Source organism: Cryobacterium sp. TMT3-29-2 (genome assembly GCF_004564305.1).
Classification (GTDB): domain Bacteria; phylum Actinomycetota; class Actinomycetes; order Actinomycetales; family Microbacteriaceae; genus Cryobacterium; species Cryobacterium sinapicolor.
Map to the genome: position 1 here is coordinate 1 of NZ_SOGK01000130.1, position 13606 is coordinate 13606.

The following is a 13606-nucleotide window of genomic DNA, read 5'->3' on the forward strand; positions in this document are numbered from 1 at the left end:
CGACCACGGCGGCATCCGTACCGGGCGACGAGACCGCCGCCTCGACCAGTTTCTCCGCCGCCTCCGCATCGGCCAACATGGTGCCGACCGCGACCAGTTTGTACGCGTCACCCTTCGACGACCCGGTCCACTTCTGGATCAAAGCCTCCGGAGACAGGAACCCCTGCCGCGCCGCCAACCCGGAGTGCCCAAGCTCCGGCCGGGACCGGCGGGCGATCGTGCCCGCCATCCACGCGGCGCGGGTGTCGAGCAACCGGCGGGCCGACACGATCTGACCCTGACCAGCCAACAAGGCGGCATCAGGCAGAGCCTCATAGTCCGCACTCGAAGAGCCCAACAGGGCCACAGCCTCGGCCGCCTGCCTGAGGTCTTCCGCGAGGTTCATCATGTTCCAAGGATACCTTAATGGGCACACGTAGNATTCACATACTTGGGCAAGTTTATTCGAAGATTTGTACGCTCGCCTTAAGAGCGGTCCGCCGGATCTCGACAGGCTCGACCGCCGAGGCGGGAACCTCGGCTCGGCGGCTCGGCAACTCGGCGGCACAGCGACTCCGCGACTCCGCGGCTCGCGGCTCGCGGGTCGCGGGTCGCGGGTCGCGGGTCGCGGGTCGCGGAAGGCTCGACCGCCGGAGGGTCGCTGGATACCATGAACATCATGGTCGCTCATTCCGACAAACCCGTCCTGCTGTTTGTCTCCGTGACGGATTGGGTGGCTTGGCTGGAGGCCAATCTCCACCACGAGGGCATTCGTTTGCAATTGCGGAAGAAGCGATCTGCGGCGCCGGGGATCTCCCATCCGCAGGCGCTCGAGATCGCGTTGTGCTTCGGCTGGATCGACGGGCAGGTGAGCTCCCTGGACGACGACTACTTTCTGCAGGCATTCACTTCCCGACGGCCCCGCAGTGTGTGGTCACAGATCAATCGTGATGCGGCCCTGGCCCTGATCGCCGAGGGGCGGCTGCGTGCCGCCGGGTTGGCGGAAGTCAACCGTGCGCAGTCCGACGGACGCTGGGACGCGGCCTACCGCCAGAAGAAGAGTGAAGTCCCTGCGGACCTCCAGGCGGCCCTCGATGCCAGCCCGGCCGCCGCCGAGTTCTTCCGGGCTCTCACAGCGCAGAACCGATTCGCAATCCTGTTCCGCCTCGATGCAGCCAAGCGGGCCGAGACTCGCGCCACGAAGATCGCGACCTACATCGGCATGCTCGGGCGCGGGGAAACGCTCCACCCGCAGAAACCCCGGGCCACCCCTGCCGGTGAGACCTCGCTGGACGCATCGCTATAGAGTTTGGTCATATTCTTTGTAGGTCTTCACTGAGATCGGGTCCGCGCCGAATTCTAGATTGAGGAACATGACCTCCAGCAACGGCCTTGACCGCACCCCGACGCCCCACATTCTGAGCGTGCGTGATCTCGCCCAGATAGCCATCTTCGCCGCCCTGATCGCCGCTCTCGGACTGCCCGGCGCCCTGAGCATCGGGGCCGTGGCCGTGCCGATCACCTTCCAGACCCTCGGCGTCATGCTGGCCGGCGCCATCCTCGGTGCGCGCAAGGGCTTCTTCGCCGTACTCCTCCTGCTCGCCCTCGCCGCAGCCGGCCTCCCCCTGCTGTCGGGCGGGCGGGGCGGAATCGTCTGGTTCACCACTTCACCCGCCGCCGGCTACCTCTACGGCTGGCTGCTCGGCGCCCTGGTCATCGGCTACCTGACGGGACTGCTCCTCCCCCGCTACCGATTCTGGGCGGCGCTCGGTGCCACCGCGCTCGGCGGCGTCGTCGTGGTCTACCTGATCGGCGTGCCCGTCACCGCGATCAACCTGGGCCTGCCGATCTGGGTGGCCCTGGTCGATGCCACGAAGTTCCTGCCCGGCGACATGGTCAAAGTCGTCGTCACCGTACTGGTGGCCCGTCAGGTGCACAGGGCCTACCCGGGGCTGATTCCCCCGCGCCGACGCGCCGCCGCCGACGTCACTGCGGGAGCAGTCACCGCCCCGTCATGAGCACGATCGAGATCGACGGCGTCTCGCATGCCTTCGGTGAACGGATGGTGCTGCGCGACATCCGTCTGACCCTCACCGAACAGCGCATCGGCATCGTCGGGGCGAACGGGTCGGGAAAGTCCACCCTCGTGCGCCTGATCAACGGGCTGATCAAGCCCGACACGGGGACCGTGAGCGTCGGCGGCCTCGACGTAGCCCGGAACGCCAAGGCGGTGCGCCGGCAGGTCGGCTTCATCTTCACCAACCCGGACAACCAGATCGTGATGCCCACGGTCGCCGAAGACGTCGCCTTCACGCTGCGCCGCCGCGGGCTGACACCGCTCGAGATCACGACCCGCACACAGGCGGCGCTCGTGCGCTTCGGCCTCGACCAGCACGCCGACCATCCGGCGCACCGACTGTCGGGCGGCCAGAAGCAGCTGCTCGCCCTGGCCGCCGTGCTCGTGGCCGAACCTGCCATCGTCGTCGCCGACGAACCGACCACACTGCTCGATGCGCGCAATGCCCGGAGCATCACCGAACTCCTGCTCGGCCTGAGCCAGCAGGTCATCGTGGTCACCCACCAGCTCGACCTGCTCGCCGCCTTCGACCGCGTCATCGTGATCGAGGACGGCCGGGTGGTCGCCGACGACACCCCAGAGGCCGCACTCGGCGCCTACCGTGAGCTGCTCGCATGATCGGGCTCGCATGATCGGGCTCGCATGATCGGGCTCGCATGATCGGGCTCGCATGATCGGGCTCGCATGATCGGGCTCGCATGATCGGGCTCGCATGATCGGTCTCTACCACCCGGGCCACTCGCTGATCCACCGCGCACCGATGCTCCTCAAGCTGGCGCTCCTCTCCCTCGCTGTGCTGCTCATCGGCCTGCTCGGCGAGCTCTGGCAGCTGGGCGTCTTCCTGCTCGGGGTCGCCGCACTGTTCCTGGTGGCGCGGGTGCCGCTGGGCGCGGCCTGGAAGCAGGTCGGGCCGATCCTCTGGATCCTGGTGATCGCCGTGCCACTCCAGGCCCTGTTCGCCGGCTGGACCACGGCCGGGCTGATGGCCGGCCGCCTGCTGATCGCCGTGGCGCTGGCGGCCCTGTTCACGCTGACGACCACGGTCACGGCCGTGCTCGAGGGGTTCCAGAAGCTGCTCCGACCGTTCCGGCGCTGGGTTGACGCCGACCGCGTCGGCCTGCTTCTCGCACTCACCCTGCGGTGTATCCCGCTCGTCGCCGAGATCGTGTCCGAGGTGATCGAGGCGCGCCGGGCGCGCGGCACCCAGGGATCCCTGCTCGCCCTGGCCGTGCCGGTGGTCGTGCGGTCGCTCTACGCGGCGGATGCGATCGGCGAGGCCCTGGCCGCCCGCGGTCTCGATGACTGAAGCGCCTCGGCGGCACCGCTGAAATGGCGCCGTCGAGGCAACTCCGGCATGGCCACTCCGGCAGGGCTACACCCGCATGGCTACACCAGCAGGGCTACACCAGCAGGGCTACACCAGCAGGGCTACACCCGCAGGGCTACACCAGCAGGGCTACACCAGCAGGGCTACTCCGGCAGGGCTACTCCAGAAGGGCGGCTAGGTTGGGACCGACAGCCGTTTCCCGGTTCACCCCGACCGGACAGGTGAAGAGCGGAGCAAGATGATTCAGCCCGGCAGCCAGACCGAGGCGCGACGACCCGGACGGCTCCGACGCGGCATCCGTGCCGGCGGCTGGTGGAGCCTGACCGCGTTCGTGCTCGTCGTGATCGTGTTCCTGGCCTGGGCGAACACGGTGCGGGTTGCCGACCGGGCCGCCGCCGACCAGGTGTTCGCCAACCCGAACGTGACCGTCACCGACACCCCCAATTCCGTGATCCTCGCGCCCACCGACGATGCCGGCGACATCGGCCTGGTCTTCATTCCCGGTGCCCGGGTCGACCCCTACGCCTACCTCTACAAGCTGGCCGGCACGGTTGAGGACACCGGGGCGACCGTCGTGATCGCCAAACCGGTGCTCAACCTCGCCATTCTCGACCAGCGCCCGCTGTCCACGTTCACCGATGCCGTCCCCGACGTGTCCACCTGGTTCGTGGGCGGCCACTCGATCGGCGGCGTGCGAGCCTGCATGCTGGCCGACGACTCGAAGGTGGACGGGCTGGTGCTGTTCGGCAGTTACTGCGCGACCTCGCCGAAACGAACCGATCTGCGGGCCCTCAGTCTCAGCGGCAGCACCGACGGCCTCAGTACCCCGGAGCAGATCGCCGACAGGGCCGATCTGCTCCCGTCCGACACCCGTTTCGTCGAACTCGAGGGGGTCAACCACGCGCGGTTCGGTGATTACGGCGTCGAGAACGGCGACGGCGTGGCCACCGCGCCGACGGATGCCGTCGCCGCCGAAATCACCAACGAGCTCAGTGAATTCCTGTTGGAGACAACCCCGTAGGCGGCAACCTTGCCCGCACTGTGGTCGCGGGGCACACTGAAGCCGTCAGCACCTGACGAACCCGATCGTTGGAGGACGGCATGAGCACCCTGGTCATCTTTGATTCGAGCTCCGGCACCTCGGCGAGGTTCGGCAGCGCAGCGAATACCCGCACCGCAGCGAACTCGGACACCGCAGCGGCCGTCGCCGATGCGATCGCCGTTGAGCTCGGCGAAGGGACCAGGGCAGTCCCCGTCGACAGCCTCGGCCTGGACAGCCTGACCGGCATTGAGGTGCTCGTCGTCGGCAGTCCGATCGTCGGCTGGCGGCCCTCGCCGCGGCTGCAGGCCTTCCTCGTCCAGCTTCATCCCGGCACCCTGCGGGGCGTGCGGGCGGCCGCCTTCGACACCCGGCTGCGCACGGTCCTCCACGGCGATGCCGCCGGGAAGATCTCGCGGGCGCTGGAGAAGGCTGGCGCGCACGTCGTGGCCCCGCCGACCGGCTTCATCGTCGAGGGTCGGGGTGGTCCGCTGGCTTCGGGCGAGGCCGGGCGGGCCGCTGCCTGGGCCGGCTCGATTGCATCCGTGCTGCGTCACTGAACTCCGCGTCCCGACTCTGGCGCGTCCCAGGCGCGCATGCACGCGCACGCACGCAGACAGGCCCAGGTCAGCGTGACCTGGGCCTGTCTCGTGCGCTTTCGTCCGGAGCGCTGTGTTACTTGCTGGTCAGCGAGTCCACATATTCCTGGTTCTCGGAGATCCACTTAGCCACGATCGGCTCGTAGTCCTGGCCGTCGTAGTCGACGAACATTGCCTTTTCGAGCGAGTACAACTTGTCGAGGTCCATCTCGAAGCCCTTGATCCACTTGGTGGCCTGCGGGAAGTCCTTCGCGAAGTCGGCCTTCGCGTAGCTGTGCAGGGCCTCGGTGTTGTCGAGGGTGCCCTCGGGGTCCTCGAGGGTCTTGATCGGCAGCGAGCCGTAAGCCCAGTGCGGCTCCCAGAGGGTGACAACGATGTTCTCGCCGGCCTTCGTGGCGGTCGTCAACTCGGTGAGCATGGCGGCAGTCGACGAGGTCTGGTATTCCATGTCCTCGAGGCCGTAGGTCGGGATGACCCGGTCGGTGGTGGCCAGGGTCAGGCCGGCGCCGGGCTCGATGCCCACGATGGTGTTGTCGAACTTGTCCGCATTCGCGGCGAGGCCGGCGAGGGAATCGATCGGGGCGTCCTCGTTGACCGCGATGGTCAGACGGGATTCCTCGTTCCACGCGCCGAGGTCGACGATGTCGTCGCCGTACTCTTTCACGTAGGAGGCGTGGGTCTCCGGCATCCACACGTCCATGTTGAGGTCGTAGTCACCGGTCGAGAGACCCGAGTAGACGGGGGCGACGTCGGCGTATTCCAGCTCGGCGTTGTAGCCCTTCTCGTCGAGGATGGCCTTCCACAATTCAGAGACCGCGACACCCTCGTCCCAGCCGTTGAACACGGCGATGGTGATGTCCTTCTGGTCCTTGTTGCCGTCGCCGACGACGGCGGCTTCGGCGGAGGCGCAACCGCTCAGGGCGAGAAGCCCGGCGGCTCCGACGGCGATGAGGGACAGTGATCGGTTCTTCATGTTTTTCCTTTCTTGTCACCCTCGCGGGCGACCGGGGTCAAGCAGAGAATGAGGTGAATCAGCAGGTGAGGACTCCGAGGCTCCTCAGGCGGCCAGCGCCTGCTGGGCGCGGCGCTTGCGGGCCGTCATGATGCGACCGAGCGGTGTGTCTCCGGTGCCCAGCGCCGCGGTGAGGCGGTCCAGGAAGATGGCCAGGATCACGACGGCCAGCCCGGCTTCGAAGCCGAGGGAGATGTCGATACGGTTCAGGCTGGCGACGACCTGGGCTCCGAGGCCGCCGGCGCCGACCATGCCCGCGATGACGACCATCGACAGCGAGAGCATGATGACCTGGTTGATGCCGGCCATGATGGTCGGCATCGCCAATGGCAGCTGGATCTGACGCAGGATGCGCCACGGCGAGGCGCCGAAAGCCGCTCCGGCCTCGACGACCTCCTGGTCGACGCCGCGGATGCCCAGCTCGGTCAGGCGAACACCGGGAGCCATCGCGAAGATGATGGTGGCCACGATGCCGGGCACGACGCCCACGCGGAACAGGATCAGCGCGGGGATCAGGTAGACGAAGGCCGGCATGGTCTGCATGAAGTCGAGGACCGGGCGGATGATGCCCGACGCCACGGTCGACTTCGCGGCCAGGATGCCGAGCGGCACGCTGAACGCGATCGCGAGCAGGCTGGCCACCAGCACGAGCGCGAGGGTGTCCATCGCGTTCTCCCATTGGTCGACTCCGACGATCACGAGGAGTCCGAGGATGGTGCCGATCATGAATTTCCAGCCACGGACGGCGAGGCCGAGGCCCGCAGCGAGCAGCACGATCACCCAGAAGGGCGGCGTGACGAGCAACAGGTCGACGAACTCGTAGGCGCCGTCGAAGATCACCCGGATGAAGTCGAAGAAGAACCCGAAGGTCGCGGTGACGTAGTCGATGAATCCCTCGACGAGGGTGCCCAGGGGAAGTCGGAAGTCGTTCACAGGTCGGCTCCTTCCAGAGCGGTGTCGCGGAGGGTTTCGGTGATCACGTTGATGGAAATCGTCGCCGGGGGCTCGATCACGGGCAGGTCGCCCGTGCTCGTGCTCACGTTGCCGAGCGCGGCCAGAAGGGTCACCCGCGGGATGACGCCGAGCAGACGGTTCTTCTCATCGACCACGGCGATCGACAGGTCGCTGCCTACCGACGGCTCCACCAGGTCGACCAGAGCGGTGTCCGGGCTGACGGAGATGACATCCGTTCGCACGATGGCGCGCAGGTCGGTCTCGCCGGCCTTGACCTGGCCCAGCACGTCGCGGTCGCGCACCACACCGGCGAAGCTGCGGTCGCGGTTCAGCACGAAGGTGGCGGAGGTCTGCAGGTCCCGCATGGTGCGGAGCGCCGCGCGGGGGCCGCCGGTGATCGTGACCACGGAACGCACAGGCTCCATCACGCTGGCCGCGGTCAGTACCCGGGCGCGGTCGACATCCTGCACGAACTGGGCGACGTAGTCGTTGGCCGGGTCGGTCAGGATCTCCTCGGGTGTGCCGATCTGCACGATCCGACCGTCACGCATGACAGCGATGCGGTCGCCGAGGAACATGGCCTCGTTGAGGTCGTGGGTGATGAAGATGATGGTCTTGCCGAGCGCGGCCTGCAGCTCGATCAGCTGTTCCTGCATCTCGCGGCGGATCAGCGGGTCGAGGGCCGAGAACGCCTCGTCCATCAGGAGCACATCGGTGTCGGCGGCGAGGGCACGGCCGAGGCCGACGCGCTGCTGCATACCGCCGGACAGCTCGGAGGGCAGGCTGTCGGCCCAGCCGTCGAGCCCGACCAGACGGATGATCGTGCGCGCCTTGGCCAGTCGCTCCTCGCGGCCCATCCCCTGCACTTCGAGGCCGTAGGCAACGTTGTCGATCACGGTGCGGTGCGGCAGCAGGGCGAAGTGCTGGAAGACCATCGAGATGTTCTTGCGGCGAACCTCGCGCAGCGCGGCGGCGGAGATTCCGGTGATGGACTGGCCGGCCACCGTCACGGTGCCGGACGTGGCGTCCAGCAACCCGTTGAGCATCCGGATCAGGGTGGACTTGCCCGAACCGGACAGCCCCATCACGACGAAGATCTCACCGCGGTGCACCTCGAACGAGGCGTCGATCACGGCGGCGGTGCCCAGCGAGGACACCTCATCGCGGCTGGCTCCCGCGGTCAGCTTCTTGACGAGCTCGTGCGGGCGACGCCCGAACGCTTTGTAGAGTCGATCTGCCTTCACGGCAATGGTTTCGGTCACGGATTCTCCCGGTGCACGCCGAGCGGGGCCGAATCACGGCGACGGAACGGATGCACGCTGTGTCGGACGGGTAGGCCGCGACCGGCCAAGACGCCGTTTCCGGGCGTGGGCTGGGGCGATCATGGGGATCGCGTCCGTCAGGGCCTCACCATACGAAGCGCCGTACCGATGGGGTCGTGGCTGTACTTTCGCGTCCTGGTGAAGGGTCGTAAGACCAGCCACAACCGTAACACAATGGGTGTTTACGTCGAAGAATCTGCGAAATCAGGGCGTGTGTTCGGTTACAACTCGAACCGCAACACACGCGCGGGACAGTCTCGGGAAGCGGGCGCACGGTGGAACGCGCGCCCGCTTCCCGGACCTGCGCCGCGGGACATCCGTGCCGGGTCGCGATGGACGACCCAGGCGAACTCAGACCTTGAGCGCGGCCGCCTGAGCGACCTTCTCTGTCGCGGAGGCCGTCTCGGCGGCGCTGGGCACCCCGTGGTGGGCGATCATTGTGGTCTCGTCGAACGGCTCATGACGGTCAAGCACCCGGTCGACCTGGGCCCGATCGATCTCCTTGGTCCAGGAGCCGATCAGCACGGTGGCGACGGCGTTGCCGGTGAAGTTCGTGAGTGCTCGGGCCTCGGACATGAAGCGGTCGATGCCCACAATGAAACCGACCCCGTCGAGCAGCTGCGGGGCGTGGGCCTGCAGGCCGGCGGCCAGGGTCGCGATGCCGGCGCCGGACACCCCGGCGGCACCCTTGGAGGCGATGATCATGAAGGCAAGGAGGCCGATCTGCTCGCCCAGGGCGAGCGGCTGGCCCATGGCCGTGGCGATGAAGAGCGACGCCATGGTCAGGTAGATCGCGGTGCCGTCGAGGTTGAAGGAGTAGCCGGTGGGAACCGTGACGCCCACGACGGGCTTGGAGACGCCGAGGTGCTCCATCTTGGCGATCAGGCGCGGCAGCGCCGCTTCGGAAGAGGAGGTCGAGAAGATCAGCAGGTACTCGCGGCCGAGGTAGCGCATCAGTTTGAAGATGTTCACGCCGGTGACGATCTTGAGCAACCCGCCGAGGATGACGACGATGAAGAGCGCGCAGGTCAGGTAGAAGGCGGCCATCAGGGTGAAGAGACTGATCACGGCCTGGAAGCCGGTGGCGCCGACGACGGCTGCGATCGCGCCGAAGGCGCCGATCGGGGCGAGCCACATGACCATGATCAGGATGCGGAAGACCAGGGCCTGAACGTGCGCGATGCCCTCGAGGAGCGGTTTGCCGGCCGGTCCCATCTTCTGCAGCGCGAAGCCGGCGATGAGGGCCACCAGTAGGGTCTGCAGGATGTTGCCGGCCGTCAGCGCGGAGAACAGCGTGGTGGGGATGATGCCCAGGAAGAAGTTCGTCTCGGCGGCTTCCGGCGGCACGAAGGTGGTCGCCGTGAGGTCCAGTCCCGATCCGGGCTTGACCAGGTTGCCCACCACGAGGCCGATCGCCAGGGCGAAGGTGGACATGGTCAGGAAGTAGCCGAGGGCCAGTCCGCCGATCTTGCCGACCGTGGCGGCCTTCGCGATGGAGCCGATGCCGAGGATGATGGTGCAGAAGATGATCGGCGAGATCATCATTTTGATCAGGGCGATGAAGATGTCCCCGAGCGGTTTGAGCGAGACGGCGAATCCGTCCTTGCCGCCGAAGAGCAAGCCGACGATGACGCCGAGGATCACGGCGACGATGACCGCCATGTACAGGTAGTGGGACTTGTCGAACTTCTTCGCGGGCTTCTCAGCGCGATCGCGAGGCATTGACGCCATATAAGACTCCTTTGTCTAGTAACTAGGCTGGGGTGAGGCGCTGGTGCGCCCGGACCATCCGTTGTGTTTTTCAGACTGGTCGACCGAGCTGCCTGCGTCACTGTTGCGGTCATATTGGTCACGGCCGACGCGCAACGCGGGCGGATGCACGGTGAGAGAAGGATGCGATGGGGCACGGCTGGAGCATTGCGCGCCGCCTGTTCCTGGCGAACGCCCTGTTCATCCTCGCGATGACCGTGTTCGTGGGAACCGCAGCCTTCGTCGATGCCCGCGACCGAGGCTTCGTCGCCGCCGAGGAACGGATGCTGGCAGTCGCCACCGCCATCGCCGACAACCCGCTCGTACTGGACGCCAGCCGCTCGAACGATCCCAGCGCGGTGCTCCAGCCGTACGCTGAGCGGGTCACCACCGACGCCGGCCTCGACTTCATCACGATCATGGCGCCCGACCGCACTCGCTGGACCCACCCGACGGAGTCGGAGATCGGCCGCCCCTACATCGGCACCGTCGCGCCCGCCCTGTCCGGGGAGCCGTTCACCGAGGTGACCACGGGCACGCTCGGCCCCTCGGTTCGTGCCATCGTGCCGATCACCGACGGGCAGGGAGCCGTGCAGGGTCTGGTAGCCGCGGGTGTGAAGACGAGCAACCTCTCCATTGCGCTGAGCGCGCGACTGCCGGCCGTGCTGGCTGTGGCTCTGATCCTGCTGGCCGCGGGAACAATCGCCACCTGGCTGCTCGGCCGCTACCTGAGCCGGGTCACCCTCGGCTGGGGCCCGGAGCAACTCGCCCAGCTCTTCGTGTACTACGACTCGGTGCTGCATTCGGTGCGGGAGGGTCTGGTGCTGGTCGGCCTCACGGGGGAGGTCGTGCTCTACAACGACCAGGCCGCCCGGTTGCTCGGCCTACCGCAGCGCTCACCGACCGGGGGTCGGGCATCCGCCGCCGCCGCCCAGAGCCTCGACCGGCTGAATCTTCCGCCTGCGCTGGCCGAACTGCTGCAGAGCGGCCGTCCCGCGACCGACGAGATCCACGTCACCGACACCCGAGTGCTGGTCATCAGCCAGCAGCCGGCGCTGACACCGGGCAACGGCCGCACCAAGCCCGCGCCGATGGGCTGGGTCGCCACCATCCGCGACCACACCGATCTCCAGTCGATGGGCAGCGAGCTCCGGTCGATGCGTACCCTCTCGGATGCCCTCCGCGCCCAGACGCACGAGCACGCCAACCGTCTGCACACCATCGTGTCCCTGATGGAACTCGGACGCGGGGCCGACGCCCTCGACTTCGCCACCAAAGACCTGGAGCAGAGCCAGCAGCTCACCGACGACATGCTCGACTCGGTGGACGAACCGGTGCTCAGCGCCCTGCTGATGGGCAAGTTCGCCCAGGCCAGCGAGCTCGGGGTGCTACTCACGGTCGAGGCGGCGGGACCCCTGGCCCAGTCCGGCCTGTCGGCGCAGGACCTGGTCACGGTCGTGGGCAACCTGGTCGACAACGCGCTCGACGCGGCCGCCGGTGGCGCGGCACCCCGCCGGGTGCACCTCTCGGTCAGTTCCACGCCCGAGGCGGTGACGATCGAGGTGGCCGACTCCGGACCCGGCGTCGACCCGGACGCCGTGACCGACATCCTCCGCCGCGGCTACAGCACCAAGGAGCCCGGCAGTTTCGGCCGGGGCCTCGGTCTCGCGCTGGTGCGGCAGACGGTCAACCGGCTCGGCGGCGGCCTCCGCATCACCCGCCGCGAGGGAGCCGTGTTCACGGTCACCCTCCCCCGGCAGCCGGAGCAGTCCGCCACGGCGGGCGAACCCGGCCTCCCGGCAACGGTGGGCGGATCACATGGCTGACCGGGACATCCGGGTGCTTGTCGTCGAAGACGAGGCCATCGCAGCCGAGGCGCACGCCGCCTATCTCGACCGTTTGACGGGTTTCGTGCACGCGGGCACGGCCGGCGACGGCCATGCCGCTCTGCGTGCCCTGGCCGCGGCCGTCGCCGCCGGGCAGCCCATCGACCTGGTGCTCATGGATATGACCCTGCCCGATCTGCACGGCCTCGACGTGAGCCGACGGATGCGCGCAGCCGGCCTGACCACGGACATCATCGCCATCACGGCCGTGCGCGAACTGCACATCGTGCGCGGAGCCGTGGCGGCCGGCATCGTGCAGTACCTGATCAAGCCGTTCACCTATGCGACCTTCGCGCAGAAGCTGGTGCAGTACCGGGACTTCCGGCTGCAGCTGGCCAGCCAGTCCGCGATGACCAGCCAGACCGACGTGGATCTCGCGTTCGCGAGCCTGCGCACCCCCACCGAGCTACCGCGGCCGAAGGGTCTCTCCGAGGGCACCCTGGGTGCGGTGATCGAGTTCCTGAAGCACCAGACCGTGCCGGTCTCCTCCAGCGAAGTCATGGACCAGCTGGGCATTTCACGGGTGACCGCACGGCGCTACCTCGAGCATCTAGCCGACACCGGGTCGCTCGACCGGTCGCCGCGCTACGGAACGCCCGGACGTCCCGAGAACGAATACGCCTGGCGCCGCTGAGTCGCCCGGTTCAGTGCCCGGCGCGCTCCGCCAGGCCACGCACGTAGGCTGCCTGGCCGGCGTGCTGCAGGTCGTCGGAGAGCACACTGACCAGGCGCACGGCGAGGGTGACCGGCGGAGTCCATCCGGTGTCGACGATCCGGGAGTAGTCCGCCTCGGCGAGGGTGGGTAGCCAGGCGATGGTACGGGCATGCACCGCGTCGAAGTAGCCGACGAGCACGGATGCGTCCGCACGCACCTGACCGACGTCCTCGGTGGTCTGCCCGTAGCCGGTGGCGGCCCGATCGAAGGGCAGCGCGAAGCGGTCGGCCCAGCCGCCGCTGACCCAGAGCTGCTCCTCGTGCATGATCTCGGACAGGTGGTCGTCCTGCACGCGGGTCAGGTGCCAGATCAGCCACGCGATGCTGTTCGCCTCCGGGCTGAGCCGGTAGGTCAGCAGTTCCGCTCCGGCATCCGTGAGCACGGCGTGCACGGTTCCGCGAATGCGGTCATATGATTCGGCGATCAGGTAGCTCAACAGCATCCGTTGTCCTCCGATAGGTCATGGGTCGGCGGGCCTGTTGCACCCCCGCCCGGTCGGAGCCAGCGTAGACCGGGTCGTTGCCGGACCCTGCATTTCGCCACCCAACCCGTGTTGCGACCAACGCCGGAGGTGCCACCCCGGTGGTCGAGCCCGTCGAGACCCGGTGCACCGCCACCCGAAGACTCCCACCCCGGTGCTCGATCCTGCCGAGACCCGATGCACCGCCACCCGAAGGCTCCCGTCCCGGTGGTCGAGCCCGCCGAGACCCGGTGCACCGCCACCCGAAGACTCCCACCCCGGTGGTTGAGCCTGTCGAGACCCGGTGCACCGCCACCCGAAGGCTCCCACCCCGGTGCTCGAGCCTGTCGAAACCAGGGACCAGAGGCCTGGAACCATGGGCCGCACTCCCTGCCTACAGCTTCGCTCGCTTGCTGGGCAGTGCGATCAGCGTCTGTTCCGGGGCGACCTCGCCCGGTGGCCGGAGCCAGTACTGGGTGCCGGTTCG

13 protein-coding genes and 1 pseudogene are annotated in these 13606 nt (G+C 67.9%); 8 read left to right on the top strand and 6 right to left on the bottom strand.

All coding sequences use genetic code 11. The features are described from left to right. Positions 1-388 (bottom strand): annotated as a pseudogene (locus tag E3O67_RS15120) (hypothetical protein); the annotation flags it as partial. A 261-nt stretch (positions 389-649) separates the two neighbouring features. On the opposite strand from E3O67_RS15120, the gene E3O67_RS15125 reads away from it, so the two are divergent. The 6 genes from E3O67_RS15125 (at position 650) to E3O67_RS15150 (ending at position 4982) form a co-directional block, all read left to right on the top strand. Then, entirely contained in the window at positions 650-1285 is a 636-nt protein-coding gene (locus E3O67_RS15125; RefSeq protein WP_241982227.1) for a YdeI family protein, read from the top strand. 67 nt (positions 1286-1352) lie between these two features. Continuing rightward, complete coding sequence (locus E3O67_RS15130; protein ID WP_135103063.1) at positions 1353-1997, top strand: biotin transporter BioY; 645 nt, start codon at positions 1353-1355, stop codon at positions 1995-1997. Then, the gene (locus E3O67_RS15135; RefSeq protein WP_134428956.1) at positions 1994-2674 is read left to right on the top strand and encodes an energy-coupling factor ABC transporter ATP-binding protein; all 681 of its coding nucleotides are present in this window, start codon (positions 1994-1996) and stop codon (positions 2672-2674) included. Before E3O67_RS15130 ends, E3O67_RS15135 begins: the two co-directional genes overlap by 4 nt. Before the next feature lie 94 nt (positions 2675-2768). Then, positions 2769-3362, top strand: coding sequence for an energy-coupling factor transporter transmembrane protein EcfT (locus tag E3O67_RS15140; protein WP_135103064.1), 594 nt, complete (start codon positions 2769-2771; stop codon positions 3360-3362). A gap of 259 nt (positions 3363-3621) precedes the next feature. Beyond that, positions 3622-4404 (top strand): alpha/beta hydrolase, encoded by a 783-nt coding sequence (locus E3O67_RS15145; protein WP_135103065.1) that lies wholly within the window; start codon positions 3622-3624, stop codon positions 4402-4404. An 80-nt stretch (positions 4405-4484) separates the two neighbouring features. Continuing rightward, entirely contained in the window at positions 4485-4982 is a 498-nt protein-coding gene (locus E3O67_RS15150; protein ID WP_134428962.1) for a flavodoxin, read from the top strand. A gap of 115 nt (positions 4983-5097) precedes the next feature. On the opposite strand, the gene E3O67_RS15155 is transcribed toward E3O67_RS15150, so the two are convergent. The 4 genes from E3O67_RS15155 to E3O67_RS15170 form a co-directional block, all read right to left on the bottom strand. Continuing rightward, the gene (locus E3O67_RS15155; RefSeq protein WP_135103066.1) at positions 5098-5994 is read right to left on the bottom strand and encodes a glycine betaine ABC transporter substrate-binding protein; all 897 of its coding nucleotides are present in this window, start codon (positions 5992-5994) and stop codon (positions 5098-5100) included. An 84-nt stretch (positions 5995-6078) separates the two neighbouring features. Further along, on the bottom strand, positions 6079-6966 hold the full coding sequence (locus tag E3O67_RS15160) for a proline/glycine betaine ABC transporter permease (RefSeq protein WP_135103067.1): 888 nt from the start codon (positions 6964-6966) through the stop codon (positions 6079-6081). Further along, positions 6963-8249, bottom strand: a complete 1287-nt coding sequence (locus tag E3O67_RS15165) for a glycine betaine/L-proline ABC transporter ATP-binding protein (protein WP_135103068.1) — start codon at positions 8247-8249, stop codon at positions 6963-6965. The genes E3O67_RS15160 and E3O67_RS15165 overlap by 4 nt, the downstream gene beginning before the upstream one ends. Before the next feature lie 411 nt (positions 8250-8660). Further along, a complete protein-coding gene (locus E3O67_RS15170) occupies positions 8661-10031 on the bottom strand; it encodes a cation:dicarboxylate symporter family transporter (protein WP_370260527.1) in 1371 nt (456 codons plus the stop codon). 176 nt (positions 10032-10207) lie between these two features. Between E3O67_RS15170 and E3O67_RS15175 the strand changes: the two genes are divergently transcribed. Together E3O67_RS15175 and E3O67_RS15180 are read left to right on the top strand one after the other, a co-directional pair. Next, a complete protein-coding gene (locus E3O67_RS15175; protein ID WP_134428972.1) occupies positions 10208-11884 on the top strand; it encodes a sensor histidine kinase in 1677 nt (558 codons plus the stop codon). Beyond that, the gene (locus E3O67_RS15180; RefSeq protein ID WP_135103070.1) at positions 11877-12578 is read left to right on the top strand and encodes a response regulator; all 702 of its coding nucleotides are present in this window, start codon (positions 11877-11879) and stop codon (positions 12576-12578) included. Before E3O67_RS15175 ends, E3O67_RS15180 begins: the two co-directional genes overlap by 8 nt. A gap of 10 nt (positions 12579-12588) precedes the next feature. Here the strand turns inward: E3O67_RS15180 and E3O67_RS15185 are convergent, their stop codons facing one another. Then, positions 12589-13101, bottom strand: a complete 513-nt coding sequence (locus E3O67_RS15185; protein ID WP_135103071.1) for a DUF664 domain-containing protein — start codon at positions 13099-13101, stop codon at positions 12589-12591. Positions 13102-13606: the final 505 nt, after the last annotated feature.

Coding starts and splice junctions, on each gene's coding strand:
- E3O67_RS15125 (WP_241982227.1), top strand. CDS start 650: ATGAACATCATGGTCGCTCATTCCGACAAACCCGTCCTGCTGTTTGTC.
- E3O67_RS15130 (WP_135103063.1), top strand. CDS start 1,353: ATGACCTCCAGCAACGGCCTTGACCGCACCCCGACGCCCCACATTCTG.
- E3O67_RS15135 (WP_134428956.1), top strand. CDS start 1,994: ATGAGCACGATCGAGATCGACGGCGTCTCGCATGCCTTCGGTGAACGG.
- E3O67_RS15140 (WP_135103064.1), top strand. CDS start 2,769: ATGATCGGTCTCTACCACCCGGGCCACTCGCTGATCCACCGCGCACCG.
- E3O67_RS15145 (WP_135103065.1), top strand. CDS start 3,622: ATGATTCAGCCCGGCAGCCAGACCGAGGCGCGACGACCCGGACGGCTC.
- E3O67_RS15150 (WP_134428962.1), top strand. CDS start 4,485: ATGAGCACCCTGGTCATCTTTGATTCGAGCTCCGGCACCTCGGCGAGG.
- E3O67_RS15155 (WP_135103066.1), bottom strand. CDS start 5,994: ATGAAGAACCGATCACTGTCCCTCATCGCCGTCGGAGCCGCCGGGCTT.
- E3O67_RS15170 (WP_370260527.1), bottom strand. CDS start 10,031: ATGCCTCGCGATCGCGCTGAGAAGCCCGCGAAGAAGTTCGACAAGTCC.
- E3O67_RS15175 (WP_134428972.1), top strand. CDS start 10,208: ATGGGGCACGGCTGGAGCATTGCGCGCCGCCTGTTCCTGGCGAACGCC.
- E3O67_RS15180 (WP_135103070.1), top strand. CDS start 11,877: ATGGCTGACCGGGACATCCGGGTGCTTGTCGTCGAAGACGAGGCCATC.
- E3O67_RS15185 (WP_135103071.1), bottom strand. CDS start 13,101: ATGCTGTTGAGCTACCTGATCGCCGAATCATATGACCGCATTCGCGGA.